The following is a 26,331-nucleotide window of genomic DNA, read 5'->3' as shown; positions in this document are numbered from 1 at the left end:
GTCGCGAGTCGCTACGGAAGTGTGCGGAGCTCGGTGGGGCGACCTACCCAGTGCAGCCGGGCGCGGAGCGCGGGGGCGAGTGGCCCTCTCCGGCGAGTGATTTCACAGCGACGTACGCATCGGGCGCGCGCCCCGGGCCCGGCGCCCGCGAGCGCGCGGCCGCGGGCCCGCGCGTCCCGTGAGCTCGCTTGGCCCGCCAACTCGCTGTCTCCGCCCACGGCGCCGAGCGCTGGAGGTCGCGGTCGGGCGGGGCGTCGCGCCGCGCGACGATTGCGCTTGACATGCGCCCCGGCGGCAGCGCGGATCCGCGGCTGTCACCGCGGCGCCGCGCCGCGCCGCTCGATCGCGTCGAGCTCGTCCATCACGGCCTTCACCCGCGGATCGGCGGGGTCCACCGCGCGCGCCTTCTCGTACGCCGCGCGCGCCTCCTTCAGCTGACCCGACTGCGCGAGCGCGTTGCCCAGGTTGATCCACGCGCTGCCGAGCTTGTCGTCGAGCCGCAGCGCCTCGCGGTAGAGGGCGGTCGCCTTGGGCAGGTCGCCGCGGAGGTGGTACGCATACCCGAGGTTGGATCGGTACGTGGCGCGCGCCGGGTCGCGGGCCACCGCCGCCTCGAGGTACGGCACGGCGCGCGCCGGATCGTTCGCGGCGAGCAGCGCCGTCCCGAGATCGTTTTGCAGCCGCGCGTCGGCCGGCGAGAGCCTCGCGGCGCGCTCGTAAGCGCGGATCGCGTCGGCCGTCTTCCCCGCCGCGAGCAGCGCCGTCCCGAGGTTCGCCTGCCGCTCGGCGTCGCCGGGGGCGAGCTCGGCGGATCGCGTGAGCTCGCGGACGGCGTCCTGCAGGTGGCCGAGCGCGAGGTGAGCGACGCCGAGCGCGGAGCGGGCCTCGGCGTCGCTCGGGGCGAGCTCCGCGGCCCGCGCGAGCTCGCCGAGCGCCGCGTCGGCGCGGCCGAGGACGAGGAGGGCGCGGCCGAGCTCGAGGTGCGCCGGCGCGTGCTCCGGATCGAGCTTCACCGCGCGCTTGAGCTCCGGAATCGCGGCGAGGAGCGTCTTGTCGCCCGGCGCCCCGTTGTAATCGGAGGACACGCCCGCCCTGGCGATCGCCGCGCGCTGCGTCCCCACGATCGCCGCGGGGTCTCTCCTGTCGAGCAGCGCGGCCGCGCGATAGGCCCTCTCGGCAGCGGCGAAATCGCCGCTCGCGTAGGCGGCGTCGCCCTCCTCGAGCTTCCTGTCCGCCGGCGTGCCGGTGCCGCGCGCGAGGCGCGGAGGAGGGCTCGCCGGCGCGTCCTCGCTGATGGACGGCGCGTCGAGCGGGACGCCCGAGCCGGTCGCCTGAGGCGCCGCCGCGCCCGCGGCCGCCCCGCTCGGCGCCGCCCCGCTCGCCGCGGTAGGCGCGGCGGGCGCGGGCGGCATCGCAGGCGCGGCCCGCGCGGGCGCGTCCGCCGGCTGCGCCGGCGCGCCCGCGCAGCCGGCGAGCGCGACGAGGACCGCGAGCCTGCGGATCGATCCGCAGGAGCTCACAGCTTGTACGGGGTCATCGCGTGCTCCTTGCCGTCGTACCGGAGCAGCACAGGCTTGTTATCCATCTTCGTCGCCACGCCGACCGGCCGCTTCCAGCAGCGGACGAGCGCCACGAGCGTCTCGCGCGCGTAGTCGGCGCGCAGGTCGAAGCCGCCGTGCACGTGCTCGAGCAGGAGCTCCCCGCGGTTGCCGTAGTTGGCGTCGACGACGCGGATGTAGGGGTCGCCGAAGTTCGTGAGCTGGAAGAGGAGCTTCTCCTTCACCTCCTTGAACTCGCGGCTCTCGATCTCGAACCGGTCGTTCCGGCCGGAGAAGCCGAACGTGTACATCTTCTGGTCGATCACGAACTCCGGCGTCAGGAACTCGTCGATGAAGGTCACGTCGTTGTAGAGCGCGCGCACCTGGAAGATCTTCTCGCGGCCGAGGCCGAGCCGCATGTCCCAGGTGCGCTTCGCGTCGAGGTCGGTGCACTCCTCCCACTCGCGGCCGAAGCGGCCCTTGTTCCACCGATCCTCGATGTAGCGATAGAGCTCCACGCCGACCTTGTACGGGTTGAACCGCCCCGGCGCCGTCGCCATGACACCGGCGTTGTTCTCGGCGTAGTCGATGATCTCCGACGCATCGAGGACCTTCTCGGTCATCATCTTCGAGTGCCAGTACGAGGCCCACCCCTCGTTCATGATCTTCGTCTGGCGCTGCGGGACGAAGTAGTAGGCCTCCTCGCGGATGATCTCGAGCACGTCGCGCTCCCACCGATCGAGCGGCGCGTGGTCGAGCAGGAACTTGAGGACGTCGCGCTCCGGGCGCTCCGGCACCTTGCGCTCCGGCTTCTTCTGCTCCTGCCGCTTCTTCTTCTGCGCCGCGAGGATCTCCTCCGGGTTGATGAAGGAGTCCATGTACTCCTTGGCCCGGAGCTTGTACGTGTCCATCGGCTCCTCCGCGGGCTCCTCTTCCTCCTTGGGCGCCGGGCGGCCTGTGAACGGGGCCCACGGGTCGATGAGGTTCTCGAGCGAGAGGCAGTGGTCGACGAACGCCTCGACCTTGTTGATGCCGTGACGCTCGATGTGGCGCGACACGCGGGCGCCGTGGTTCGCCATCTTGTCGATCCACTTGCGGTCCGGGTCGTAGGACTCGCTCCTGCGCACGGGGTCGAGGATCGGGCCGCGCTGATCGAGATCGGTGGACCGGAAGCAGAAGTTGTTCTTGAAGAAGTCGACGTGCCCGAACACGTGCGCCATCACGAGCTTCTGGTCGGTGAGCGAGTTGCCCTCGAGCAGGTAGGCGTACGAGGGGTTGTTGTTGATGACCATCTCGTAGATCTTCGAGAGGCCGTACTCGTAGCTCTTCGAGAGCTGCTCGTACTCCATGCCGAACCGCCAGTGCGGGTAGCGGCTCGGGAAGCCGCCGTACGCGGCGATCTCGTTCATCTGGTCGTACGTCAGCATCTCGAAGACGACAGGGAAGAAGTCGAGCCCGTAGTCCCTGGCGATCTTCTCGATGCGCTCCTTCTCGGTGCGCAGGTACCGGGGGAGCGCGGTGTTCAGCGCGAACTTGCTCATGCCGCCCTATTTCCCCTTCCCGAGGAAGTCCTTGATGCTGCCCACGATGGCGTCCTTGTCCCTGATCTCGCTCACCACGACGCGGTCGTCCTGCGAGAAGTGCTCCTTCAGATCCTTGATGAACTGGCCCGAGCCGTACGGGCTCTCGACCTGCCCGTAGGCGAACATGTTGACCCGCGGCAGGATCTGGGTCTTGAGCACGTCCACGCAGGAGAGGGTGTCGTCCATCGACCAGTTGTCGCCGTCGGAGAAGTGGAACGGATAGATGTTCCACTCGTCCGGCGGGTAGTCGTTGTCGATGATCTGCGAGCAGAGCTTGTAGGCGCTCGAGATCATCGTGCCGCCGGACTCGCGCGTGTGGAAGAACGTGTCCCGGTCGACCTCGCGGGCGATGGCGTCGTGGATGATGAAGCGCGACTCCAGGCCCTTGTACTGGCGCGTGAGCCACGCATCGATCCAGAACGACTCGATGCGCACGATCTCCTTCTGCTCGTCGCCCATCGAGCCGGAGACGTCCATCATGTAGATGATGACCGCGTTCGCGACGGGCTCGGTGATCGTCTTCCACGACCGGTACCGCTTGTCGTCCGGGATGGGGACGACGACCGGCGCCGTCGGGCGGAACGTCCCGCTCGAGATCATCCGCTTCAGCGCCTCGCGGTAGGTCCGCTTGAAGTGGCGCAGCGACTCCGGGCCGACCCGGCGGATGCCCGAGTAGCGGTCGTGGGCGTTCGAGATCTTGCTCTTGCCCTTGTCCTGGATGTCTGGCAGCTCGAGCTCCTCGCCGAGGATGCTGGCGAGCTCCTCGAGCGTGACGTCGACCTCGAGGATGTGGTCGCCCTCGCCGCTGCCCGCCTGCCCCTGCCCGGGCTGCTTGTCGTCCGAGCTCCCCACGGGATCGCCGGGGTTGCCGTCGCCCTGCCCTACGCCGCCGCGCTGCTTGTCGCCGAAGCGGAAGCGCGGGATGTCGATCTGAGGAATGGGAATCGAGACGAGGTCCTTTCCCTTTCGCCCGATGAGCTCGCCCTGCGAGATGTACTTGCGCAGGTTCTCGCGGATGCGGCCGCGAACGATCTGACGGAAGCGCCCGTGATCCTGGTCGATCTTCAACGACACGCCGACGAGTGTAGCATCGGAAGCGGCCCCGGGTCCGAACGTTCGGCGGGCCGCCGAGGTCTCCCGCGCCGTCGTCGTCGTCCCATCCCCGACGTCTCCCTGCCCCGGCGTTCGCGCCCCCCACCGCTCCGGCCCCCCACCGCGCCCTCCCCGCTCCTTCGCCGCTCCGTCGCCGCTCCGTCGCCGCTCCTTCTCCGCCTCCGCACGCTTCCCCGCCGCTTTCCCCACCGTCACGCCCGCCCGTCGTGGACTGCGCCCGTGATAGCCTCGCGGCCGTGCTTTCCCGAGCGCCCGTCCTTCTCTTGGTGGTCCTCATGGCGCTGGCCCTCGGCTGCGGCTCCCGCGAGCAGCTCGTCGGCCTGCCCGAGCTCGCGGACGCCGGGGGCGCCCCCGACGCACGGCCGGACGCGCCGGTGTGCCGGGAGGACGGGCTCCCCTGCGAGGGCGCGGCGGACTGCTGCAGCGCCGCGTGCGCGCGCGGGATCTGCGGCGGCGGCAGCTGCGCGCAGGACGGCGCGCCGTGCGCCGCCCCAGGCGACTGCTGCACCGGGCTGTGCGCCGAGGGGCGCTGCGGCGAGGGCTGCTCGGTCGACGGGGCGCCGTGCCAGAGCGCGGCGCAGTGCTGCACCGGGGTCTGCACGGGCGGAGCGTGCGGGCAGGGCTGCTTCCCGAGCGGGAGCGCGTGCAGCTTCGCGGGGCAATGCTGCTCGCTCCGCTGCGAGGAGGGCGCTTGCCGCGCGCCGTGCATCCCGAACGGCGCGCTCTGCGAAGGCGGCGACGCGTGCTGCAGCGGCGTCTGCCGCGGCGGCGTCTGCGGCCTGGCGTGCTCGCCCGACGGCTTCGGCTGCAACACGGGCGCGGACTGCTGCTCCGGGCGCTGCAACGCGGGCGTCTGCGGCGGCTGCAGCCCGGACGGGGAGATGTGCGGCTCGGCCGACGCGTGCTGCTCCGGCGTCTGTGACGAGGGCATCTGCGGGGGCCCGTCCTGCTCGCACGGGCCCTGCGCGATCGGCGCGCCGCTCGCGGCGGAGTGCGGCGGCTGCGCGGCGGAGATCTGCCGGTTCGACTCGTTCTGCTGCGACGCCAGCTGGGACGAGATCTGCGTCGGCGAGGTGACCGGGCTCTGCGGGCTGACCTGCAGCGATTGCGCCGAAGACGGCAGCCGCTGCGCGTCCGACGCGGCGTGCTGCAGCGGCGCCTGCGAGGACGGCGTCTGCCGGACGCCGTGCACGCCGGAGGGCGGCGGCTGCGCGGCCGACGCCTCGTGCTGCAGCGGGAGCTGCTTCGACGGCGCCTGCGTCGGCTGCCTGCCGAACGGGGCGAGCTGCGGCTCGGCGGAGCGCTGCTGCAGCGGCGCCTGCGATCCGGCCCTCGGGTGCGTGACCGAGTGCAGGCCCGACGGCCGGCCTTGCGCGGGCTCGGGCGAGTGCTGCAACGACAACTGCCAGAACGGCCTCTGCGGCGGGCCCGCCTGCCCGTCGGACGGGTCCGAGTGCGGGGGCTGCGTGGCCGGGAGCTGCTGCGCGCAGCTCAACCAGTGCCTCATCAGCGCCGCGTGCGCCGAGGACGTGGCGTGCTTCTTCGACTGCCTCGACGAGGGGAACGGCCCCGCGGTCTGCGGGTTCGAGTGCATGAACAGCCCGGAGACGTTCCAGCTGCTGCTCTGCGTGGGCAGGAGCTGCGGCGGCGGCACCTGCTTCTGACGCGGCGATGCGCGGGGCGATCGTGCGGGGCGCGATGGGAAGGGTATCCGCGCTGGCGTGGGGCACGGCGGTCGCCGCGCGGCTCGCGGCGCGCGTCGTCGCCGCGGCGTTCGTGACGTCCGTCGTCGCCGCGCCCGTCGCCGAGGCCGCGCCGCGCGATCTCGCGGTGGTCGGCCTGCTCGCCGATCTCGAGAAGATGGTCGAGGTGCAGCAGTCGCTCGGCTGGACGATCGACCGGTACGAGATCGACGAGATCATGTCGCCGGCGCTGATGAGCGTGTGCTCGACGACGGCGGAGACGCGCGCCGCCGCGCTCGCGGCGCTCGACCGACGGATCGTCGAGCTCGGCGGTCCCGTCGAGGAGGCGTTCCGGCGCCGCGGAGGAGACCTCGACGAGGTCGCGGATCTCCTGTTCGCGACGCGGGTGCGCGCGCTCCTCGCCGAGGCGATGCGCCGCGCGAGCGGCGCCGGCGATGCGCCGGCCGAGTGCCCGTTCTGGCTCCGCCCCTCGCCGGCCTTCCGGGGGCGCGAGACCGACGCTTACCGGACCACGCTCAACCTGGAGGGGGGCGGCATCGCGGTGCTCGAGGGCGCCGGCGGCAGGGTCCTCCCCGGCGCCGGCGGCTCGGCGCGGCTGCTGCTCGGCCGCGGGCTCGACGAGCGCTGGACGTTCCTGGCCGGCGGCGAGTTCGGCGGCACGGCGCAATTCGAGCAGACGGAGACGAAGACCCGCTTCCCCATCAGCTTCGTCGCCGCGCTGCCGATGGTGCTGCGGTACCGCGCCCGCACCTGGCACTACGAAGGCGAGCTCGCGTCGCTCGCGTACTTCACCCAGGACGACCTCCGCGTGAGCCCGGGGCTGCGCGCCGGCGCGCTGGTCGGCGTCTCCTCCCTGCGGATGCGGGGCATCATGCCCTGGGCCGGCCTCGGCCTCGCGGTCGAGCACGTGATCGAGACCCACCGTCGCCCCGCCCAGTGGAACCTCAAGGGCGGCGCCCGCGTCGGCTTCGACTGGGATTTCTGAGCGCTTCCGAGCGGGTTTGCGGCGCCGATCTGCCGCGCGCCTGACGCGCAATAGGCGCTTCCGCCGGGGTGAGCTACAGCAGATCCTGATTTCGATTCCGGTCCTCCCCGCCGACTTTCCGACCGGGAAAGAGGAAAGGCTGTGGCACCATGAGTCCACGAGCGAGCTCATGTCGAGAGAGCTCGGGGGAGGGCTCTATGCCGAGAGGCGAGACAGCAAAGGATACGTCCAAGCAGAGAAAGCGGGTCGGGAGCGGCGAGCGCGAGCAGCCTTCGCCTGCGACGTCCCAGGGCGAGGCCGGTCGGACGGCGTCGGGCAGGCGGACCAGAGCCGCGGCCGGCGGCGCGAGGAAGGCCGCGAGCCCGATCCGGCGCGCGACCCAGGCCAGGAAGGGGCCGCGCAAGGCGGGAGCGGGCGCCGCGGCGCGGCCGGGCACGGCGCGGAGCACCTCGGCGGGGGCGAAGGCCGGGACGAAGCAGCGGGCGGGCAGCGCGGCGAGGAAGACGGCCGCGGGCCAGACGAGCCGGCCGCGGAGCGCCGCCGCCAAGAAGGCGGCGACGACGCGGAAGCGGGCCGCCGCCGGCGGTACGGCGGGGCGCGGCCGGGGCGCGGCCGGGCCGGCGGCGGCTGGCGGGCGGAAGACGACGGGCAAGGCGGCGGGCGCCAAGCGGGCAGCGCCGCAGCGTGGCAGCGCGGCGAGGCAGACGCCGTCCGCCGGGCGCGGTGGCGCGCGGCGCACGAGGTCGGCGCAGCCGCGCGCGCAGCGGGCCGGGAAGCGCGCGACCTCCGGAAGGCGGACGCCGGCCAGCTGAGCCTCGGCGTCGGGCGCGCCGCTCGCCGCGGAGCGCCCGCCCGCGTTGTTCCCATCCACAGCGATACCCGCCCGGGGCTGCCCATCCAGCGGCCCTCGCCGAGGACTGTCGACCCCGCAGGGCCGCCAAGGCCCCACAGGGCCGCCCATCCGAGCGATGCCCGCCCAGGGCTCTCTCTCGGGCAGCGCGGTACTCTGACCGAAAGCGCGGTATTCGGGGAACCGCCAAGGCGCCAAGGACGCCAATAATTCTCAATAATTTCGCACACTTGGCGTCATTGGCCGCTCCATCCTCTGCGGCGCTGCCCGCGGTAAGCCCAGGGGTGCCCGCCCAGGTTGCCCCATCCCGGTCGGCCGAGCAGGGCTGCCCCGGCCCGCGGAGCCGATCAGGACTGCGATGACGCCGGGTCGCCGACCATGAGGACGACCCAGGTGGCGGTCAGGAAGTGGTACGACGTCCCGCCGAGGCCCGGAAGGGTCGCCTCGCCCCGCGCGCGCCGCGCGCAGAGCGGACAGCCCGCGTCCCCGCGCCGGCCGATGAGGTACCGGCGCGAGGACGGCGGCAGAGACGCAGGACAGACCTGAACTTCATCGTCCTCCATCGCTCCGCACATACCCCCCATCTCGCTCTGCGGCGGAAGCGCGTCCGTGCGCCCGGTGCCGTGTACTGGCCCGATCGATCGCGGCGCGCGGCCGCCCTCGCGAGGCCCGCGCTCGATGGTCCGACCTGCAGCCGCTGGCGTAGGGCGATGCTGGACCATCGTAGGAATGCTCCTTCGGGCGAGCCGAAAACCAGCGACCCAGGCTCGGGATGTGGCGCCGCACTGCGGCCGAGATTCATCCTAGCAGGATCCCCGGACCATGCATGGATGACATTCCGTAGGTGCGTGGTGCTTCCCACCGCGACAGCCTCTTGTCTCTGCTGTCGTTCTCCTTGCCGTCTCTCTCTGCTCAATCGGTGTCGCTGCGCGGCGCGGCGCGGGGAGCGGAGCGGCGGAGTGCCTCGCAGCGTGAGCCGCTGGCCGCTCGCGCGCAATGCGACGACCGACGCGACGAGGCGCGCGGGCGTCACGCGTCAGGCGCAGCGGAGCGCAGCAGGAGGTTCCGGAGGAGCGCTGCGGCGGGCCCCGAGGACCTCGGCGACGCTCGGCCGGGCGCGCGGCAGCGCGCGGCGGCGACCGATCCCCGCGCGCCGCCGAGCACCGTTTGCGGACAGCTCGGGCGGGATACGACGCTCGTCAGGAGAACGCCGATGTCCGACGCTCGGCCCCGGCAGAGGGCTCCGGGGCCGCGCCGCGGATGAGAGCGTGCGGGCGGGGTCGACCGGAGCGCGTCACTGGGGGATGGGGACCTGCGGCTCCTCGTCGTCGGGCACGATGCAGGACGACAGGTCGAACAGCATGAAGAGCAGCGCCTTCTCCTGCGGGGTCAGCTCGTCCGTGGAACACCCCTCCGGGAAGGGCGGGCCCGTGAGGTCCCCCGCGGAGACATGGATGTCTGTGAACACCAGGCGTCCGCACTGTTGGTCTTCGTCGACACCGATGGGCGTGTTGAACGTGAAGTACTGGACCCCTGCCGGCTCGGGCTCGTTGTAATAGATCCACCGGGTCGAGATGCCCTCGGCCACGCCGTTCACCGTGTGCTGCGCCCCGTTGATCACGATCTCGCCGTGCACGGTCGAGGCCCCGACATTGACGAGCCAGTCCGCCAGGGCTTGCCCCTTCGGAAGCGCGGTGTCCACGAGCGCCGTGAGGGGGCTCACCGGGTCCTCGTTGAAGTTGTCCCAGACCGCCGTGTCCGGGAACGGCGCCGGCCCCCGCTTCAGCCAGTAGTTGTGCCAGTGGGAGGCGAACACGCGCCCGCCGAGCGAGGTGTAATCGAACAAGGCCTGGCGCGCCGTCTCCGGCTTGTCCGCGGCGTATGGATCGCCCTCGCAGGCGAGGATCACCATGTCGTACTGGCGCAGGGTGTCGACGGTCCCCCAGAGGCTCGTGGCCGACGTGAACTCCACGCCTTGATTGAGGCTGTCCGCAAACCGCGTCGTCACGGGGTGCCCCGCGTCGCCGCGGCCGGCGAACAGGTGGACCCGCCCCGTCCCGGTCTCCGGCGTGAACTCGCTCTCGTCGATCCCGAGCTTGTGCAACAGGCACTCGAGCGGATCGGCGCCGCCCGTCGTGAGGGCGATCTTGGGGATGTGCCCCTCCGCCTTGTTGCGCGGCAGCCGGATGGTCCCCGCCTCCGTCGCGGTGTCCTTGCATTTCTCGACCGCCGGGAGCGTGATCTCGCGCCGCCACTTGCCCACCTGGACGACGAGCGGGATGTCCTCGCCGACCGGCACGTCCTCCAGGACGAAGCTCCCTTTCGTATCGGTCAGCGCCGTCACGATGGGCGAGCCCGAGAGCGTCGCGCTGCATTGATCGCAGGTCGCGCCGTCGGTGAGGGGATCGAGCGGCTCATTGGGAACGTAGACAATCACGTTATAGAGGGGCAGTTTGCCCGAAGGGTCGTAGACGGTGCCGCTCACCGTGGTCTTCGCCCCGTTCTCGCACTGGACCTGCTGGCACTCGAGGCCCTCGCACGCGCCGTTTCCTCCCAGTCCCAGGCCGCCCCCGCCGACATTCGCCGGGAAGCCGCCGAAGCCGGTGCCGATCCCACCGCCGTCCCCGCCCGCGCCGCCAGGCCCCGCGCCGCCGGACGCCGGGGGCGCCGTGCCTCCCGTATCGCCGCAGGAGCAGCCGGCGACGACGCCCGGCGCCACAGCGATCGCAGCCATCAAGACTCCCGCCTTGCCCGACCAAGTCAACATTTAGAGCCTCCCGGGCGGTGCGAGCAAAGGTACCCTGCTGCCGCCCAGTCTCTATCGTAGGCCAGAGCGTAGAAATCGGGAAGTATGTCCGGCGAAGAGCAGGAATGAAGCGATAGTAGATTAAGGTAAGCCCTGATACCCCGAACTACCGACTCCGCGCAGGACGCGCACATCGCGGCGTGGGACAGATCGAACAGCGGATCTCCGCGCCTGCGACATGGTGGGCGACCCGATGCCACAGAAAATCGACGCGTGGGTCATTGGGATGGAGCGCGCCGCCAAAGCGGCTGCGCGCGACCGCGCCGCTGGCGACGCCGCCGCGCAGAGGCCGCGCGCGGGCGGCCCGGTCCGAGCGACCGGAGCGCCGGTTACCGCGGCTCGACCCGCGTCAGCCCGAACCAGAGCACGACGTGCCACCGCTCGTGCCACTTCAGCAGCACCGGCCCGATCGCGAGCCCGGGCGACGGGGTCCGCAGCTCGTCCTTGAGCGCGCTCACGGGCCAGGGGTTGCCGAACGCCTTCTCGCCGTAGGTCAGCGCGAGCGTCGGCTCGCCGTCGAGCTCCGAGGGCACGAGCTGCGCCTTGAAGCGGCACACCTTGCTCTCGCGGACCAGGTTCGTGCCGGAGTTGCCCCCGTGATCGAACTCGGTCCCTCTCCAGGGCATCCAGTCCGACGCGAGCGCCCTGATCAGCGGGCGCACCGCCAGGTGAACGCCGGCCGTCGGCTGCAGGGTGAGCAGGCGTCCTCGCGGCGCGTCGCCGAGCTCCGCCGGATCCGCCGGCTTCCCCGCCCGGTAGATCTGCCTCAACGCGTCGGGGTGCGCGCCGATGAGGCTGTCGAGGGAGGACACCTGGGTGATCATGCGGCGCCCGGCCGCCGCGCCTACGTTCTGGTCGCTCTGGGTGTTCATCGGGCCGCGTGGCATTCCACCGCGCCCGTCGAGGGTCAACGGCAACCGTCAGCGCATCAGCGCGCCTCGTCGCGGCTCGCCTCGCCGCCGCTCGCCTCGCCGCCGGGCGCCGCGCGGGGCGCCGCGCCGCGCGCGACGATGGCCTCGTACGCGCGGCGGACGCGCTCGGTGATGGCGCCGTAGCGCGCGAGCAGCTCCTTCGCGGCCTCGGCCCCGGTGCGGCCCCGGATGCCCGTCCGCCGCGCGAGGAGCGGGACCCCGGGCGCGTTCTCCTGGAGCAGCTGCGAGGCGTCCGCGTGCACGATGCGGATCCGCTGCTCCAGCTTGCGCAGGAACGCGTGGCCGTCCCGGAAGATCTCGGCGTGCGCGGCCGAGAGGTGTCCGGCCGAGGTGAGCGCGTCGATCGCCGCGAGCGTCTCGGAGGTCCGGACGCGCGGATCGGCGCCGTGGCGGATCTGCAGGAGCTGCACCGCGAACTCGATGTCCGCGAGGCCGCCCCGCCCGAGCTTGAAGTCGCGGCGGCCGCGGCGCTCGTGCGAGAGCTCGCGCTCCATGCGCAGCCGGAGCCGGTGGATCTCCTCGGCCATCCGATCGAAGTCGTCCGCCTGGAGGTACGCGGCCTCGTGCGCGATCGCGATCGCCTCCGCCCCGAGCTCCGGATCGCCGGCCGACGCGCGCGCCCGGATCAGCGCGAGCCGCTCCCAGATCGCCGCGCGCATGTGCCGCGCCCCGGGCGACGAGTCCGGCTCCGCGGGCGCCTGGGCCGCCCCGCCCGCGCGGCGGATGCCGTGGTAGCGCGCGAACGCGTCGAGGGACGTGACGAGCAGCCCCTGGCTGCCCGACGGGCGCAGCCGCGTGTCGAGCTCGTAACCCGGGCCCGCCGCGTGCGACATGGAGATGAGCCGGATGATCTGCCGCGCGCGCCGCGCGTAGTAGGTGCCGGGGTCCGAGCCTGGCCCCTGATCGCCGGACGGCGCGCACGTCGGATCGAACAGGAAGAAGACGTCGAGATCCGAGCCGTAGCCGATCTCGCGCCCGCCGAGCTTGCCCATCGCGATCACGGCGAGCCCCCGCACCGGCTCCCCCGGCGGCGTCCCCAGCGCGAAGCGCGTCGCGGCCTCGAGCGACGCGTCGGCCAGGTCCGAGAGCGCGAGCGTCGCCTCGCGCGTGCCGACCTCGCCGCTCAGATCGGCGAGGCCGACCTCGATGGTGACGCGCGCCTTCGCGCGCCGGAGCGCGGCGATGAGCGCCTCCTCCGGATCGTCGTCCGGCGCGGCCTCGCTGAGGCTCTCCTCGATCGTGTGCCTGATCACGCCGGCGCTCGGCGCGCCGCGCGCGAACAGGACGACGTCGACGAGCTCGGGGTACCTGACCATCGCGTCGCCGATGAACGCGCTCGACCCGAGCGCCTCGACCAGCCTGCGGAGCGCGCGCGGATCGTCGCCGAGCATGCGCGCGTAGACGGCGGAGTGCCGGATGCGGGAGAAGCACAGCCGGAGGAAGCGCGCGGCCTGCTCCGGATCGGCGGCGTCGACGACCGCGGCGAGCAGCGTCTCCGCGAGCGACGACGACGCCTCGCGGCTGCGCGCGCCGAGCAGGCCGTCGGGGTGGCGCGAGAGCTCGAAGAGGTCGTCGGCGACGTCGCGGAACCGCGCGGTCAGCGAGGCGGTCGCGCCCGGCTCCTGGGGCGCGCCGGCGGCCGGCGCGGCGAGCTCGGCGGCGCTGGCTTCGGCGGCCTCCGGCTCTCCCCCGGCGCCGCCGAGGAGGAGCACGGCGTGCTTCGCGAGCGCGTCGGCGAAGGCGTCGCGATCGCCGCGGTCGAGCGCGGCCATCGCCTCGATCCACCGCGACGGCCGGGTGCTCCCCTTCGGCAGGAGCGACAGGAGCCGGGCCTTGATCCGGCTCCGGCGCTGCTCGGTGTCGGCGAGGAACGCCGCGGCGTCCTCGAAGCGCAGCGTCCGGGCGAGGCGCTCCATCTCCGCCTCGCTGTCGGGGAGCAGGTGCGTCTGCACGCCGGTCGCGGACTGGACGGCGTGCTCCGCGCGCCGGAGCGCGAGGTACCCCTCCACGAGCTCCCGCCCTTCCCGGTCGGTCACGTACCCGAGCGCGCGCAGGCGCCGCAGGCCGTCGAGCATGCCCTGCGCGCGCGCCCGCGGCTCGCGCCCTCCCCAGATGAGCTGCAGGGCTTGCACGAAGAACTCCGCCTCGCGGATCCCGCCGGGGCCGAGCTTCAGGTCGCGCGACGCGTCGTGCGAGAGCTCCACGCGGGCGCGCTCGACGAGCTCGATCATGTCGACGGCGAGCTGCGGATCGACCTGGCGCCGCCACACGAACGGGCCGAGCACGCCGAGCGCCTCGGCGCCGAAGTCGAGATCGCCGGCGATCTCACGGGCGCGGAGCAGGGCGGCGCGCTCCCAGAGCCGGCCGAACGACTCGTAGTAGCGCTCGGCGGCGGCCAGCGAGTTGACGAGCGGGCCGCTCCGCCCCTCGGGGCGGAGCCGGAGATCCACGCGCCAGACGAACCCGTCCTCCGTGACCTCCTCGAGCGTCGCCGTGAGCCGGCGCGCGACGCGGGTCCAGAAGTCGTGCAGGGTGATCGACACGGCGCGGTCGCCGGAGGGGCCCACCTGCCCTTCGTCGGTGTCGTAGAGGTAGATCAGGTCCACGTCGGAGCCCGCGTTGAGCTCGTCGCCGCCGAGCTTCCCCATGCCGAGGACGACGAACTTCGATCGCGCGCCGGTCGCGGTGCGCGGCTCGCCGAACCGCGCGGTCACGGCCGAGACCGCCTCTGCGAGCGCGACCTCGATCGTGGCCTCGGCGAGCGCGGTGAGCTCGCGCGCCGTGACGTCGATGTCCGCGCCCCCCGCCGACGGCGGGAGCAGCTCGCGCAGCGCGATGCGGATCCGCTCCTCGCGCGCCACGCGCCGGAGCTCCCGCCGGACGCGATCGGCGTCGGAGACGTCGCCGACGCGGCCGCGGATCCGCGACAGGTACGTGGCGCGATCGCGGGCCGTCTGGTGCCCCTCCGCCGCGAGCCGCTCCGCGATGTCCGGATTTGCCTCGATGGTCGCGCCGATCGCGGGGTAGGCGGCCGTGAGGAGCGCCGCGATGGCGAAGGCCATCGTCCCCGGCGGCAGGCGGGGCGACAGCCACGCCGCGCGGTCCTTCACGCGTTGCTCGTCGATCGCGTTCGCGATCTCCAGGAGCCTCGAGACCTGTTGCATGGCGGGAGGCTAGCAAGACCCTGGGGTCGCGAACGCCGGTTCCGCAGCGCCCGACCGCCAGATTATCGCCCGGAGGCGTCACCTCGCGCCTTGGCGACGTCGCCCTCCGATCCTATGCTCGCCGGGTGCGATTGCTCTGCGTTTCGGATATCCACGGCCACGCCGACGCGCTCGCGGCGGTGCTGGCCACCGCCGAGCGCCGAGGCTACACCCAGCTCCTGGTCGCCGGAGATCTCTGCTTTCCCGGCCCGAAGCCGCTCGAGACGTGGCGCCGGCTGACGCAGGCCAAGGCGGTTTGCGTACAGGGCGTATCGGATCGCGCCCTGGCGACGCTGGACATCGAGAAGGTCAGGCCGCGGAGCGAGCACGAGCGGGCGCGGCTCGATCGTCTGGCCCAGACGCGCACCGAGCTCGGCGAGCTGATCCTCGCCCGGCTGGCGCGGCTCGCCCCGACGTACCGGCTGCCGCTCGAGGACGGCGGCGAGCTCGTCCTGGTCCACGGCTCCCCTGCGGATCCGCTGGAGCCGATCTCGCACGACATGACGGACGAGGAGGTGCTGTCGCTCCTCGGCGACGACCCGGCGGATGTCGTGATCTGTGGTGGCTCCCACGTCCCGTTCGATCGGATGGTGGGGGGCGTGCGCATCATCAACGTCGGCTCGGTGGGAGAGGCGCCGTGCTCGATGCGGAGCGAGGTCGACCGGGTGCGCGTCGGGGGGCGCCCTGCCGGCGAGCTTGTGCGCAGCGGGTCCGTCTCTTACGGGGCGGGGCACGCCGACGCGACGTTCATCGAGCTCCGGGCGGGCGAGCTCTGGGTCGAGCAGGTCGTGGTGCCGCTCGGCAGGGCGGCCTGAGCGCGCCGGGGAGCTGGAGCGACGGGCGCGCCGCGCCCAGATCGCCCCGAAGCCACGCGACACCGCGCGAGGCGCTCGTCACGCATCGTACCAGGCGAGGAACAAGGCAAGGAACAACGCTCGCGCCATGCCCTCCCGCTTGAACCTATATCAAGGATTTAGGATCATCCTGGGGGAGCATGGGCAGCTACTCCCCCGACGATGATTTCGAGGCCACGCGGGTGGCCAACGTTGGGGAACTCCAGAAGGAGCTCCCGGCGCGCTCGCCGAAGGATCGCGCCTACCTCATCGTGCTCGCCGGCTCGAACGTCGGCGAGATGTACCGGGTCGAGGGCGCGGAGATCGTGATCGGCAGGGCCTCCGGGACGACGATCCGGCTGAACGACGACGGCATCTCGCGGCGCCACGCCCGCCTGCTCCAGCTGGACAGCCAGGTGCTGATCGAGGATCTCAACAGCTCGAACGGGACGCTGGTGAACGGCGAGCAAGTGACGCGCGTCGCCCTGCACGACGGCGACAAGATCCGCCTGGGCTCGACGACGATCCTCAAGTTCACCTACCACGACCACCTGGACGAGTCGTTTCAGCAGCAGATGTACGACGCCGCGCTGCGCGACGCGCTCACGAAGGCGTTCAACAAGAAGTACTTCCTGGATCGGCTCGAGACCGAGGTCTCGTATGCCCGGCGGCACAGCGCGCACCTGTCGCTGCTCATGTTCGACGTCGATCACTTCAAGCGGATCAACGACACGTTCGGGCACCTCGCCGGCGACTACGTCCTTGCGCGGATCGCCAAGATCGCGAGCAACACGGTGCGGACCGAGGACGTGTTCGCGCGCTACGGCGGCGAGGAGTTCGGCATCCTGTGCCGCGGCGTGGCGCTCGAGAACGCGGGCATCCTCGGCGAGCGGCTGCGCCTGCTCATCGAGGGGTCGGTCTTCGAGCACGAGGGCGTCCGCGTGCCGACGACGATCAGCGTCGGCGTGGCGGCGCACCCCGTGGTCCCGGTGGAGAGCGGGCTCCAGCTCATCGCGGCGGCCGACGAGGCGCTCTACGAGGCGAAGCGCACCGGCCGCAACCGCGTGCTCCTGAAGTTCGGCCCGAAGCCGTAGGCCCGGCGCAGGGCGCGCGGCAGGTCGGCCGGCGCCGCCGCGGCAGCCGCGCCGCCGCGGCCGCGAGCGAACGCCGCGGCAGCCGCGCCTCCGCGAGCGCGCGCTGCGGCCCCGACGCGAGGCGCCGCCCCGCGCCTCAGTCGATCTTGAGGAGCTCCTTGACCTTGGCGATGACCTGCGGCGCCTGGATGGGCTTCGTGATGTACGCGTTCGCGCCGAGCTGCAGCGCGCGCTGGCGATCCTCCTGAGACCCCTCGGTGGTGATGATGATGATCGGGGTGTCCTTGTGGACCGGATCGGTGCGCACGCGCTTCACGAGCTTGAGCCCGTCCATGATCGGCATGTTGATGTCGGTGATGATCACGTCGTACTTGGTCGAGGCGAGCTTGCGGAGACCGTCGACGCCATCATCCGCCTCGGTGACGCGGAGGTTCTTCACGCGCGCCAGCGCGAAGACCAAGAGCTGCCGCATCATGGGCGAGTCTTCAACGATCAGACACGAGTACTCGGCCATGATCAGTCCTCCAGGTCCAGGAATGCCTGGACGCCGGGCACCTTCCGGCCGGCGTCGGTGAAGAGCCGCGCGTTGATGAGGGCGGGGGCGGCCTGGGCCCCGAGGAGCTTGAAGAGCTCGGTGTCCACGTTCACGAACTCCGTCTTTTGCGGGAGCGTGCCGAAGATCGCGATGACACCCACGGTGCGCCCGTTGAAGTCGAGCGGGATCACTGCCGCCGGATCCTCGATGCTCCCCTTGGAGACGTCCTTGGTCTCGTCGAAGAAGATTTCCCCCTTCGAGAATGCCTGGCCGACGACGCCTTCGGTCACCGGCATGCGCGCGATCTCCTCGACGGCTACGCCTTCGCTCGCGATCGAGACGAGCTCCTTACCATCGGGAGACGCCAGGTACACGGAGAAGGCGCCCGCCCCGAGGAACTGCGCCAGGAGCTCCTTCAGGTTGCGGAGGACATGGCGCACGTTGCGCGCTGCGTGCAGCTGCGAGAGCGCGACGTACAGGTTCGCCAGGTTCGCGAGCTCGCCCTCCGCCTCCGAGTAGCGGCTGTTGAAGCGGTCCGACGCCGCCACCATCCGCACCGACTGCGTCACGAGATCGCGCTTCTCCTGCTCGAGCTCCTCGATCTTGCGGAGCAGGTCGCGGATGGCCGAGTCGCTCGCGAGGTGCGCGCGCAGCTTGCCGTTCTCCGATTCGAGCTCGGTGATCTTGTCACGAAGGCGCTCGTTCTCGCGGAGGAGCTCCTCGGTCAGCTGCGCCCCCTTGCGGAAGAACTGCTGAATGAAGGCATCACGCTCCTTCTTCAGGTCCTCGGGGGGACGATCGCTCGGACGCCCTTTTTTCTCCGTCATTTTATCCCGGGGTTCTCCAGAGCTTCGGACCGTATCATGCGGGGCTGACCGGACGGAAGCGTCGAGCGCGGGCCGCCGGCGACGCCCGGACCCGCCCCCGCCACCCAGGGGGCGAGCGTGCGGCGCCTCGCCGCCCCGGCCGCCATCGATGACGTCGGCTCGGGCGCGCTCACCCTACCTCGGAGACCGGACCCCCGCCCTCCCGGCCCGCCCACCCCCGCCTCCACGACTACGCCTTCTCCATCTGCTTCAGCAGCTTGGTCCACTGGCGCAGCTCCCGGCCGAGCAGCACAGGCGTCTTCCGGAGCGACGCGATGTCGCGCGCCCCGACGAGCAGCATGACCGCCCGGAGCTCCGCCTCGATGTTCTCCAGGTACCGCACCGCGGCGTCCCGTCCCCCCGAGACGAAGGCCTGGAGCACCGGACGCGCGATCCCGGCCGCATGCGCGCCGAGCGCGAGCGCCCGCGCGATGTCAAGACCGCTGGTGATGCCCCCGGTCGCGATGACCGTCTTGAAGCGGGGACGGATGGTGCGGGCGATGAGCACCGAGGCGGCCGTCGGGACGCCCCACTCGCGCAGGGCCTCTCCGAGGGAGCGGGCCGCGCCGCTGGCGCGCGCCGTCTCGACCGCGACCCACGACGTGCCCCCGGCGCCTGAGACGTCGATGTTCCGGACGCCGGCCCGGATCAAGCGGTAGGCGGTCCCCGGGCCGATCCCGCAGCCGGTCTCCTTCGCGACGACCGGCACGCTGAGGCCGTTCGCCAGCCGGCTCATCGCCTCCAGCGCGCCGGCAAAATCGCGATCGCCGCCGGGCTGGACCAGCTCCATCGCGGGGTTCATGTGGATGCAGAGCGCGTCGGCGCCGACCTGCGCGACGAGCTCGGCGACCGCCTCGGTCGACAGCGACCGCGCTTGCACGGCGCCGATGTTCCCGAGGACGAGGGTCGTCGGGGCGCGCTCGCGGACCTCGTACGAGGCGGAGGCGTCGCCGTTGAGCATCGCCCGCTGGCTCCCGAGGCCGAAGCCGTACCCGCGCTCCTCGGCGATCTGCGACAGCTCCCGGTTGATCGCCTGCGCGCGCTCGGTCCCGCCGGTCATGGCCGCGATGAGGAGCGGCGCGCGGAGCCGCTTGCCGAGCAGCAGCACCGAGGTGTCGATCGCGTCGAGAGAGAGCTCCGGCAGCGCGTCGTGGATCAGCTCGACCTGCTCCAGGAGCGTGGTCTTGGCCCGAAATCCGACATCCCCCGTGGCGCAGAGCTCGATGTGGTCCGCTTTCCGCTCGGAGATGTCCTTCGCCTCTTCCGTCATGGGAGCACAACTTTACGCGGTCGCTGACCGCCGTCGAAAAGGAAGTGGCATGGACAAAAAATCGACAAAAATCGCGCCCCGCGCCCCGCACCGGCGCGGGTCGCCGGCGCCGGCCCCCGCCCTGTTGCAGCGACCGCGCGACCGGCGCCCGGCCATGGCATAAAGTAGGCGCATGGACCTCCCGGACGAACCGCAGATCCGCTGGATCCTTCGCACGACCTCCACGCTCCTCCAGCACGGCGCCGAGCCCGTGCGCGGGCTGGTGCAGCCGACGGCCGAGTTCTTCCCCGACCCCTACGACGGCTCGCCGAAGACGGTGGCCGCCCTGATGCTGCGGGTGCAAGAGCACGCGGGGCTCCAGGATCTGCCGGTGGATCTGGCGGTGGTCACGCCGGAGGGGCAGGCCAGCACCGTGAGCTGCTCGAGCGGCGCGTGCGGCGGGATGGCGCTCGACACGAAGCTCGAGCGGGTCGCCCGGCGCGACGACGGCGGGTACCGGGTCGCCCTCTCCGCGGGCGAGCTCCGCAACCCGACGGTGCTCACCACGGCGTTCGTGCGCGCCGTGTCGTTCATGTTCCTGAGCGAGGCCGGCGCCTTCGGCGCGCTCGCGCCGCCGGACCGCGATCCCGCCGTGGATCTCGCCGCCGTGCTGCTCGGCTTCGGCGTCCTCGTGACGAACGGCTCGTACCTGTACGCGAAGGGCTGCGGCGGCGTGCAGGTGCACTCGGCGACGAAGATGCCGGTCGACGAGCTCGCGCTCGCGCTCGCCGTCTACTGCCGGCTGCACGAGGTGCCCGACCGGACCGCCGCGCGGCACCTCGACGTGACGCCGCGCGCCCACTTCGACGAGTCGGCGGTCTGGGCGAGCTCCAACATCGCGCTCGTCCGCATGCTGCGCGCCGCCCCGGATCGGATCGCCGCAGACGACTACGCGCTCGGCGAGTCGAGGAGCTGGCTGGCCCGCGCGCTCGGCCTCGGCAAGCGCCGGCCGGCGCGGACGGCGGACGACGAGCTGCGCGAGCTCGAGCGAGATCTCGCGCCCGCGGCCGGCGCGGCGAAGCCGCGATCGTTGGATGAGGGCAAGGCGAAGAAGCTTGCGGAGATCCGTGCTCTCGTGGACGAGAGCCTAGGGAGCTGAATGAGCGTACGACTCTGGGACAAAGGGGGCGCGACCGACGCCCAAATGCTGCGGTACACCTCGCGCGACGACTGGCAGCTCGATCAGCGCCTGCTCGCCTACGACCTGCGGGCCACGATCGCGCACGTCCGCGGGCTCGCGCGGATCGGCGTGCTCAGCGAGACGGAGCGCGACGCGCTCGTCGGCGAGCTCGAGGCGCTGACGGCGCAGAACGAGGCCGGCGAGCTGCGGCTCACCGAGGACGACGAGGACGGCCACAGCGCGATCGAGGCGGCGCTGGTGGCCCGCATCGGCGACGCGGGCAAGAAGGTGCACACCGGCCGGAGCCGCAACGACCAGGTGCTCGTCGCGATGCGCCTCTACGAGCGCGACGCCCTGGACGAGCTCGCCGAGCACGCGGCGGCCGGCGCACGCGCGCTGCTCGATCTCGCCCGGCGCGAGGCGGACACGCCGATGCCCGGCTACACGCACCTGCAGCGGGCGGTGCCGTCGTCCGTCGGCTACTGGGCCGCCTCGTTCGTCGAGGGGCTCGCCGACGCCGTCGACGTCGTCCGCGCGACGCGGGGGCTCGTCGATCGGTGTCCGCTCGGCGGCGCCGCCGGCTTCGGCGTGAACCTGCCGCTCGATCGCGTCGGCGTCGCGCGCGAGCTCGGGTTCGCTGGCGTGGCCCTGAACCCGCTGGCCTCCCAGACGTCGCGCGGCATCATCGAGGCGCAGATCCTCGCGGCCGCGTGGCAGGTCGTCGCCGTGATCCGCCGGCTCGCGTGGGATCTCAGCCTGTTCGCGATGAGCGAGCTCGCGTTCATCCGGCTGCCGGAGGCGTTCACCACCGGCTCCTCGATCATGCCGCAGAAGCGCAACCCCGACGTGGTCGAGCTCATGCGCGCGGCGTGCTCCGTCGTGCAGGGGGCGCTCGCCGAGGTGCAGTCGCTCGTGGCGCTCCCGTCCGGCTACCACCGCGATCTGCAGCTCACGAAGGGCCCCACGATGCGCGGCCTCGACGAGGCGCTCGCGACCTCGCGCCTCTTGCCGCGGCTCGTCGAGGGGCTCGCCTTCGATCGCGAGCGCATGGCCCGGGCGATCACGCCCGAGTGCTTCGCGACCGATCGCGCCGTCGAGCTCGCCGTGCAGGGCGTCCCGTTCCGCGAGGCCTACCGGAAGGTCGCGGCCGAGATCGCCGCGCTCCCCGCCGGCGACGCGGAGGCGAGCCTCCGCGCGCGCGTGTCGCTCGGCGCCCCGGGCAACCTCGCGCTCGACGACCTGGCCCGCAGGCTCGATCGGCAGCAGGCGCGCTAGACAGGTCGAACCACACAGAGCGGCGCTCACCCGCACAGGAGACGGGCCCAGATCGGCGTTTTCGGCGCGTAGGCGTACTCCAACGCCGAGCACCGAAAACGTCGAGGTGGGCCCGTCTCCGCAGCGGGTGAGCGCCGCTCTAGCGCTGTTTGCGTAGCTCCCGGACCGCGCCGGGGTCTGCCACCAGCACGAGGGTGGCCATGTCGAGGAACAGCCCGGTGTCGACCACGCCGGGGATCTTGCGGACGCGCGCGTCGAGCGCCGCGGGCGCGTCCATCGGGCCGAACGCGGTGTCGAGGATCCAGTTGTGATTGTCGGTCTGGAAGGGGTACCCGTCCGCGTTCTTGCGGACCGCCGGCTTGCCCCCGAGCGCGGTCAGGTGCCGCGCGGCCGACGTGATGGCGAAGGGCACCACCTCGACCGGGACGGGCACGCGCGAGCCGAGCTTCTCGACGAGCTTCTCGGGGGTCACGAGGATGATGAACTGCGCGGCCTCGTAGGCCACCACGCGCTCGCGGAGGAGCGCGCCGCCGAGCCCCTTGATGAGGCCGAGATCGGGCGCCACCTCGTCGGCGCCGTCCACGGCGACGTCGAGGCGCTCGACCTCGTCGAACGACACCATCGGGATGTTCTCGCGGCGGGCGAGCGCCGCCGAGCGCTCCGACGTGGCGACGCCCGTGATCTGGAGGCCGCGGCGGACGCGCTCGCCGAGGCGGCGGATGAAGGCCTCGGAGGCGCGCCCGGTGCCGAGCCCGAGCAGCATCCCGCTGTCCACGCGCGCGAGCGCGGCGACGGCGATTCGATCGAGGTCGGAGGGGTCCGGTCCCGGGGTGCTCATGCGCTGCTCATCGGCCATCGGGACCGTCAGCGCAACGGGATTTTGTCGATCTCGTCGAGCGGCCCCGGGCAGAGGGGCCGGAGCCGGCAGCCTTTGCACTCGGCGCCCGTCCAGATGGCCTCGAACGTCGCCTGCATCTCGTCGAGCAGGAGGTCGTCATCCGTGAGCACGCCCGCCTCGAAGTTCCGCCGCCCCTCGCCCTTGGCCCCGAGCCCGGCGCCGGTGAGGTTCGCGGAGCCGAGGTACAGGAGCGCGCCGTCGACGGCGATCATCTTCAGGTGGACCCGCGGGCAGCGCCGCATCTCGATCGGCGGCCGGGGCCGGCGGCGGAGCTCGGCGCGGAAGGCGCGCGACGGGACGCCGGCGTGCAGCAGACGCAGCTCGACCCCGCGGGCGGCGAGCGCGTCGAGCAGGTCGAGGAACGACATGTACCGGCCGCGCGCCCGCGCCCTCGAGCCGATGGGCGCCTCGACGCGCAGCTCCTTCACGTTGGCCGTCGCGATCCACACCGAGACGCGCGCGTTCGCGACCGCGCCCATCACGAGCGCGTCGTAGTGGGCCCTGTCGCGGAGGAGCGTCAGCTCGACCCGCCGCTTGAGCTGCGTCCGCGGCGTCGCCTCCGCGTTGCGCGCCCGCGCGCGCGGGCGCGCCGGCCGCGGGCTCACGCCTGTTGACCGGCGCCGGCAGGCGCCTGCTCGCGCTCGAGGTGGGCGCTGAGCAAAGCCCGGACGTCGTCCGGCATCGGGACCGACACCAGCTGCACGAGATCGGTGGTCACCACCGTGTGCCGGAGCTCGGCCGACAGCACACCGTCGTGAGCGCGGACCATGCGGTACCGGAACGTGGCGCTCCGCCTGCCGAGATGGACGACCGACGTCTCGATCCGGAGCGTCTCGCCGTAACGCGCCGGCGCCGCGTAGTCGGCCTCGACCCGCACCGCCGGCAGCCCGATCCGCCGCTCGAGGATGAGCCGGGCGTAGCCTCCCTCGAGCGGCGCGAAGAACCGCTCCATCGCCTCGTGCGCGTAGCTGAGGAAGCGCGCGAAGAAGACGATGTTCGCGGCGTCGACGTCCTCGAACTTGATCGGGCGATCGAGGGAGACCATCGCGGCTAGGAGAGGTCCTCGGCGAGCTTCTCCAGGGTCGCCCTCCCGAGCGGCGCCTTCACCGAGTAGCGCGGGTGCGCGACCACGAGCGAAACCGTCGCCTTCCTGGCCTTGATCGCGGCCTGCGCCTCGGCCGGGAGATCCACCTTGAGGTAGTGCACCGCCGTCGTGCGGTCCTCCAGGACCGCCGCGTCGCGCTTGCCGCGCGCCTTCGCGGCGACGCCGTCGACCTCGAGCGTCACGGTGTCCTCGAGCCCGACCAGATCGACGAGCATCTGGTCGCGCAGCGCCCGGTCGGGGATCTCGACGAAGAGCGTCAGGCTGAGCTGCCCCTCCCCCGGGATGAGATCGTTGTACGTCTCGATCTCGTGGAGGATGCCGCTCTCGCTCGTGATGCGCTCGGTACGCAGCATCTCCTGGATCTGGAACAGCACGGAGTCGCGGTTCTCGAACACCGCGGTCAGGTGGTCTCCAATCCGCACGCGGCGGGGCCGCTTCTCCTCGATGATGCGGCTGCGGAATCGCTCCCGGATCGCCTCATATTCGCCGATCCCGAGCACCTCGTTGCGATCGATGGGACGCATGACGGCTCCTCTCTTCGACGTCTCCTTTACGTCTCTTACGTGTCCCTCACGACTTCGGCTCGATGTACGACGTCGGCCCGAGCCCGTACGCGTGGGCGAGCGCCTCGACCGGGTGCAGCACCTTCGCGCCGTTCTCCTTGACCATCCTGAGGCCGGCGAGGGTGCAGTCGCTGACGATGACGTCCGCGCCCGCGACGCCGCGCACGAGCTTCGACGCGTACTTGCGGCCGGTCTCGTAGTGCGCCGCCTTCATCCCCCAGGTGCCGTCCACGGCCGAGCACTGCTCGACGACGCGCACCTCGGTGTCGGGCACGACGCCGAGCACCCTGGCGCCCGGGAAGCCGATCTTCTGGGCGCGCAGGTGGCACGCGGCGTGGTACGCGATCGTGCCGAGCCCCCGCTTGAACTCGCGGTTGAGCTTCTTCTCGCGCCCGAGCTGGACGAGGAACTCCATCATGTCGACCGTCGCGGCCGCGACCTCGCGCGCCTCCGCAGTCTGCAGGTACTCGGGCCACTCCTTCTTCATCGTGTAGCCGCACGTCGGGCCGACCACGACGATCTTCCTGCCCCTGCGGACGTGCGGGAGCAGCAGCGCGACGTTCTGCTTCACCTTCGCGGTGAACGCCTCGAGATCGCCGCCGTCGAGGTTCGGCATCCCGCAGCACGTCAGCGCGTCCGCCGGGGCGTCCTGCGGATCGTCCGGGGAGGCGCAGCCGGGCACGTGCACCGCATAGCCGTTGTGCTCGAGCACGCGGACCGCGGCCTCGGGGACCCCGGGCGTGTTGAACTCGCCGTAGCAGGTCGCGAAGAGCACGACGGAGCCTTGCTCGCCGGCGTCCGCCGCGGCGCTGTGCTCCGCGAACCACGACGAGAACGGCTTGCGCGCCATCTCCGGGAGCGGGAACTCCGACGAGATCCCCGTCACCTTCTCCTGCACCTTGCGCAGCAGGCGGCTCGCCTGCACGAGGTTCGCGAGCGGCGCGGCGGGGCCGGAGCCGAGCGCGCCGATGAGCTGCGGCTCGCCGAGGATCCTGTCCACGAGCGGGATGCCCTCCCGCTGGGCGCGCACCGCGCGCTCGCGCGCGAGCACGCGCGGGAAGTCCAGGAGCTCGTAGGCGTGCTCGTCGGCGGTGTACGGGCACTTGATGTAACAGAGCTTGCACTGCCAGCACTCGTCGCCGATGGCCTTGAAGTCGTCGTAGGTGAGGGCTTCGGCGCCCTCGGCGACGCCGGCCTCGATGTCCCTGTCGACGCGGGCGAAGAGCTCGGGGAACGAGCCGCAGTACCCGACGCACATGCGGCACTCGTGACAGATCTGGAACGTCCGCCGCAGCTCGGCCTCGAGGTCGCGGGGATCGAGATATCGCTCGTCGTTCGGCGATGTCGCCGGCGGACGGTCTGGTGCACGCCGAATGACGCTCACGGGTCGGTTCCTCTCAACATCGTCTGGGAGTACGGGGCGAAGGGGCGACTGGCCGCGCGGCGCGGCGCCGGACGGGCCGCGCTGGCAGCGGCGGCGCGTGCGCCCCGGGTCGAGCCGCCGGCGGCTCGGCGCGATCCGGGGCGCTCGCGCTCACGCATCGCTCGAGATCAGAAGTCGAGCGACTGAAGCGCCTTCTGGAAGCGCCCGGCGTGCGACTTCTCGGCCTTGGCGAGCGTCTCGAACCACTCGGCGATGTCGTCGAAGCCCTCCTCGCGGGCCTCCTTCGCGAAGCCCGGGTACATCGTCTCGTACTCGTGGGTCTCGCCGGCGACGGCGGCCTTCAGGTTCTTCTCCGTGCTGCCGATCGGCAGGCCCGTCGCCGGGTCGCCGGCCTGCCGGAGGTAGTCGAGGTGGCCGTGCGCGTGGCCCGTCTCGCCGTCCGCCGTGTCCTTGAAGAGACCCGCGACGTCGGGGCGGCCTTCGACGTCGGCGACCTTTGCGAAGTACAGGTAGCGGCGGTTGGCCTGCGACTCCCCGGCGAACGCGTCCTTCAGGTTCTGGTGCGTCTTCGTGCCCGTAAGCTGCTTGGTGGTCATGGTGTTCGCTCTCCTTGGTTGAACGGCTGGGACGATGGAT

At 72.0% G+C, this 26,331-nt stretch carries 23 protein-coding genes; 7 read left to right on the top strand and 16 right to left on the bottom strand.

Annotated elements, in window-relative coordinates; all coding sequences use genetic code 11:
* Positions 1-314 precede the first annotated feature (314 nt).
* From WMF20_RS10555 to WMF20_RS10545, 3 genes are read right to left on the bottom strand one after another with little or no spacing between them, the layout of a single operon-like run.
* Entirely contained in the window at positions 315-1,520 is a 1,206-nt protein-coding gene (locus WMF20_RS10555; protein ID WP_437612884.1) for a tetratricopeptide repeat protein, read from the bottom strand.
* A complete protein-coding gene (locus WMF20_RS10550; RefSeq protein WP_129574223.1) occupies positions 1,517-3,079 on the bottom strand; it encodes a SpoVR family protein in 1,563 nt (520 codons plus the stop codon). The genes WMF20_RS10555 and WMF20_RS10550 overlap by 4 nt, the downstream gene beginning before the upstream one ends.
* Positions 3,080-3,085: 6 nt before the next feature.
* A complete protein-coding gene (locus WMF20_RS10545; protein ID WP_129574222.1) occupies positions 3,086-4,195 on the bottom strand; it encodes a DUF444 family protein in 1,110 nt (369 codons plus the stop codon).
* Between the two features lie 314 nt (positions 4,196-4,509).
* On the opposite strand from WMF20_RS10545, the gene WMF20_RS10540 reads away from it, so the two are divergent.
* The 3 genes from WMF20_RS10540 to WMF20_RS10530 all read left to right on the top strand — a co-directional run bounded on the left by WMF20_RS10540 (position 4,510) and on the right by WMF20_RS10530 (position 7,734).
* On the top strand, positions 4,510-5,898 hold the full coding sequence (locus WMF20_RS10540) for a hypothetical protein (protein ID WP_437612882.1): 1,389 nt from the start codon (positions 4,510-4,512) through the stop codon (positions 5,896-5,898).
* Between the two features lie 34 nt (positions 5,899-5,932).
* A complete protein-coding gene (locus WMF20_RS10535; protein ID WP_437612880.1) occupies positions 5,933-6,922 on the top strand; it encodes a hypothetical protein in 990 nt (329 codons plus the stop codon).
* 197 nt (positions 6,923-7,119) lie between these two features.
* On the top strand, positions 7,120-7,734 hold the full coding sequence (locus tag WMF20_RS10530) for a hypothetical protein (RefSeq protein WP_437612878.1): 615 nt from the start codon (positions 7,120-7,122) through the stop codon (positions 7,732-7,734).
* 385 nt (positions 7,735-8,119) lie between these two features.
* On the opposite strand, the gene WMF20_RS10525 is transcribed toward WMF20_RS10530, so the two are convergent.
* From WMF20_RS10525 to glnE, 4 genes are all read right to left on the bottom strand, one after another.
* A complete protein-coding gene (locus tag WMF20_RS10525) occupies positions 8,120-8,335 on the bottom strand; it encodes a hypothetical protein (RefSeq protein ID WP_129574219.1) in 216 nt (71 codons plus the stop codon).
* A 731-nt stretch (positions 8,336-9,066) separates the two neighbouring features.
* Positions 9,067-10,506, bottom strand: coding sequence for a carboxypeptidase-like regulatory domain-containing protein (locus tag WMF20_RS10520; protein WP_129574218.1), 1,440 nt, complete (start codon positions 10,504-10,506; stop codon positions 9,067-9,069).
* Between the two features lie 401 nt (positions 10,507-10,907).
* Positions 10,908-11,450: a hypothetical protein gene (locus WMF20_RS10515; RefSeq protein WP_437612876.1), complete on the bottom strand. Its 543-nt coding sequence runs from the start codon at positions 11,448-11,450 to the stop codon at positions 10,908-10,910.
* 56 nt (positions 11,451-11,506) lie between these two features.
* Positions 11,507-14,674 carry a bifunctional [glutamate--ammonia ligase]-adenylyl-L-tyrosine phosphorylase/[glutamate--ammonia-ligase] adenylyltransferase gene (gene glnE / locus WMF20_RS10510; protein WP_437612874.1) on the bottom strand — a complete coding sequence of 1,056 codons (3,168 nt, stop codon included), beginning with the start codon at positions 14,672-14,674 and terminating at the stop codon, positions 11,507-11,509.
* Positions 14,675-14,799: 125 nt separating this feature from the next.
* On the opposite strand from glnE, the gene WMF20_RS10505 reads away from it, so the two are divergent.
* Entirely contained in the window at positions 14,800-15,528 is a 729-nt protein-coding gene (locus tag WMF20_RS10505; protein ID WP_129574215.1) for a metallophosphoesterase family protein, read from the top strand.
* 179 nt (positions 15,529-15,707) lie between these two features.
* Positions 15,708-16,640 carry a GGDEF domain-containing protein gene (locus WMF20_RS10500; RefSeq protein ID WP_129574214.1) on the top strand — a complete coding sequence of 311 codons (933 nt, stop codon included), beginning with the start codon at positions 15,708-15,710 and terminating at the stop codon, positions 16,638-16,640.
* 136 nt (positions 16,641-16,776) lie between these two features.
* Here the strand turns inward: WMF20_RS10500 and WMF20_RS10495 are convergent, their stop codons facing one another.
* The 3 genes from WMF20_RS10495 to fni all read right to left on the bottom strand — a co-directional run bounded on the left by WMF20_RS10495 (position 16,777) and on the right by fni (position 19,311).
* Complete coding sequence (locus tag WMF20_RS10495; RefSeq protein WP_012234398.1) at positions 16,777-17,154, bottom strand: response regulator; 378 nt, start codon at positions 17,152-17,154, stop codon at positions 16,777-16,779.
* Positions 17,155-17,156: 2 nt separating this feature from the next.
* Entirely contained in the window at positions 17,157-18,002 is an 846-nt protein-coding gene (locus WMF20_RS10490; protein ID WP_129574213.1) for a GAF domain-containing protein, read from the bottom strand.
* 229 nt (positions 18,003-18,231) lie between these two features.
* Positions 18,232-19,311, bottom strand: a complete 1,080-nt coding sequence (fni, locus tag WMF20_RS10485; RefSeq protein ID WP_437612869.1) for a type 2 isopentenyl-diphosphate Delta-isomerase — start codon at positions 19,309-19,311, stop codon at positions 18,232-18,234.
* Between the two features lie 172 nt (positions 19,312-19,483).
* Between fni and WMF20_RS10480 the strand changes: the two genes are divergently transcribed.
* On the top strand, positions 19,484-20,449 hold the full coding sequence (locus tag WMF20_RS10480; RefSeq protein ID WP_437612867.1) for a hypothetical protein: 966 nt from the start codon (positions 19,484-19,486) through the stop codon (positions 20,447-20,449).
* Positions 20,450-21,745 (top strand): argininosuccinate lyase, encoded by a 1,296-nt coding sequence (argH, locus tag WMF20_RS10475; protein ID WP_437612865.1) that lies wholly within the window; start codon positions 20,450-20,452, stop codon positions 21,743-21,745.
* A 139-nt stretch (positions 21,746-21,884) separates the two neighbouring features.
* Here argH and rpiA read toward each other — a convergent pair whose 3' ends face one another.
* The 6 genes from rpiA to WMF20_RS10445 form a co-directional block, all read right to left on the bottom strand.
* Positions 21,885-22,583 carry a ribose-5-phosphate isomerase RpiA gene (gene rpiA, locus WMF20_RS10470; RefSeq protein ID WP_437612863.1) on the bottom strand — a complete coding sequence of 233 codons (699 nt, stop codon included), beginning with the start codon at positions 22,581-22,583 and terminating at the stop codon, positions 21,885-21,887.
* A gap of 26 nt (positions 22,584-22,609) precedes the next feature.
* Positions 22,610-23,248, bottom strand: coding sequence for a phospholipase D family protein (locus WMF20_RS10465; RefSeq protein ID WP_437612861.1), 639 nt, complete (start codon positions 23,246-23,248; stop codon positions 22,610-22,612).
* Entirely contained in the window at positions 23,245-23,688 is a 444-nt protein-coding gene (locus WMF20_RS10460; RefSeq protein ID WP_437612859.1) for an acyl-CoA thioesterase, read from the bottom strand. The genes WMF20_RS10465 and WMF20_RS10460 overlap by 4 nt, the downstream gene beginning before the upstream one ends.
* 5 nt (positions 23,689-23,693) lie before the next feature.
* Positions 23,694-24,272: a DUF3501 family protein gene (locus WMF20_RS10455; protein WP_437612857.1), complete on the bottom strand. Its 579-nt coding sequence runs from the start codon at positions 24,270-24,272 to the stop codon at positions 23,694-23,696.
* Positions 24,273-24,318: 46 nt separating this feature from the next.
* Positions 24,319-25,695 carry a hypothetical protein gene (locus WMF20_RS10450; RefSeq protein ID WP_437612855.1) on the bottom strand — a complete coding sequence of 459 codons (1,377 nt, stop codon included), beginning with the start codon at positions 25,693-25,695 and terminating at the stop codon, positions 24,319-24,321.
* 167 nt (positions 25,696-25,862) lie between these two features.
* A complete protein-coding gene (locus tag WMF20_RS10445; protein WP_020734163.1) occupies positions 25,863-26,291 on the bottom strand; it encodes a rubrerythrin family protein in 429 nt (142 codons plus the stop codon).
* Positions 26,292-26,331 lie beyond the last annotated feature (40 nt).

This window comes from Sorangium sp. So ce834 (assembly GCF_051521425.1).
In the GTDB taxonomy this organism is placed as follows: domain Bacteria; phylum Myxococcota_A; class Polyangia; order Polyangiales; family Polyangiaceae; genus Sorangium; species Sorangium cellulosum_D.
The sequence above is the reverse complement of the archived record's forward strand: the minus strand, read 5'-3'. Positions and strand labels throughout refer to the sequence as shown.

What these genes read in the sequence shown, in the direction of transcription:
- WMF20_RS10525 (WP_129574219.1), bottom strand. Translation starts at nt 8,335, where the DNA reads ATGGAGGACGATGAAGTTCAGGTCTGTCCTGCGTCTCTGCCGCCGTCC.
- WMF20_RS10490 (WP_129574213.1), bottom strand. Translation starts at nt 18,002, where the DNA reads ATGACGGAGAAAAAAGGGCGTCCGAGCGATCGTCCCCCCGAGGACCTG.
- WMF20_RS10550 (WP_129574223.1), bottom strand. Translation starts at nt 3,079, where the DNA reads ATGAGCAAGTTCGCGCTGAACACCGCGCTCCCCCGGTACCTGCGCACC.
- WMF20_RS10455 (WP_437612857.1), bottom strand. Translation starts at nt 24,272, where the DNA reads ATGCGTCCCATCGATCGCAACGAGGTGCTCGGGATCGGCGAATATGAG.
- WMF20_RS10515 (WP_437612876.1), bottom strand. Translation starts at nt 11,450, where the DNA reads ATGAACACCCAGAGCGACCAGAACGTAGGCGCGGCGGCCGGGCGCCGC.
- WMF20_RS10445 (WP_020734163.1), bottom strand. Translation starts at nt 26,291, where the DNA reads ATGACCACCAAGCAGCTTACGGGCACGAAGACGCACCAGAACCTGAAG.
- argH (WP_437612865.1), top strand. Translation starts at nt 20,450, where the DNA reads ATGAGCGTACGACTCTGGGACAAAGGGGGCGCGACCGACGCCCAAATG.
- WMF20_RS10540 (WP_437612882.1), top strand. Translation starts at nt 4,510, where the DNA reads ATGGCGCTGGCCCTCGGCTGCGGCTCCCGCGAGCAGCTCGTCGGCCTG.
- rpiA (WP_437612863.1), bottom strand. Translation starts at nt 22,583, where the DNA reads ATGAGCACCCCGGGACCGGACCCCTCCGACCTCGATCGAATCGCCGTC.
- WMF20_RS10480 (WP_437612867.1), top strand. Translation starts at nt 19,484, where the DNA reads ATGGACCTCCCGGACGAACCGCAGATCCGCTGGATCCTTCGCACGACC.
- WMF20_RS10495 (WP_012234398.1), bottom strand. Translation starts at nt 17,154, where the DNA reads ATGGCCGAGTACTCGTGTCTGATCGTTGAAGACTCGCCCATGATGCGG.
- WMF20_RS10530 (WP_437612878.1), top strand. Translation starts at nt 7,120, where the DNA reads ATGCCGAGAGGCGAGACAGCAAAGGATACGTCCAAGCAGAGAAAGCGG.
- WMF20_RS10535 (WP_437612880.1), top strand. Translation starts at nt 5,933, where the DNA reads ATGGGAAGGGTATCCGCGCTGGCGTGGGGCACGGCGGTCGCCGCGCGG.
- WMF20_RS10460 (WP_437612859.1), bottom strand. Translation starts at nt 23,688, where the DNA reads ATGGTCTCCCTCGATCGCCCGATCAAGTTCGAGGACGTCGACGCCGCG.
- fni (WP_437612869.1), bottom strand. Translation starts at nt 19,311, where the DNA reads ATGACGGAAGAGGCGAAGGACATCTCCGAGCGGAAAGCGGACCACATC.
- WMF20_RS10500 (WP_129574214.1), top strand. Translation starts at nt 15,708, where the DNA reads ATGGGCAGCTACTCCCCCGACGATGATTTCGAGGCCACGCGGGTGGCC.
- WMF20_RS10520 (WP_129574218.1), bottom strand. Translation starts at nt 10,506, where the DNA reads ATGGCTGCGATCGCTGTGGCGCCGGGCGTCGTCGCCGGCTGCTCCTGC.
- glnE (WP_437612874.1), bottom strand. Translation starts at nt 14,674, where the DNA reads ATGCAACAGGTCTCGAGGCTCCTGGAGATCGCGAACGCGATCGACGAG.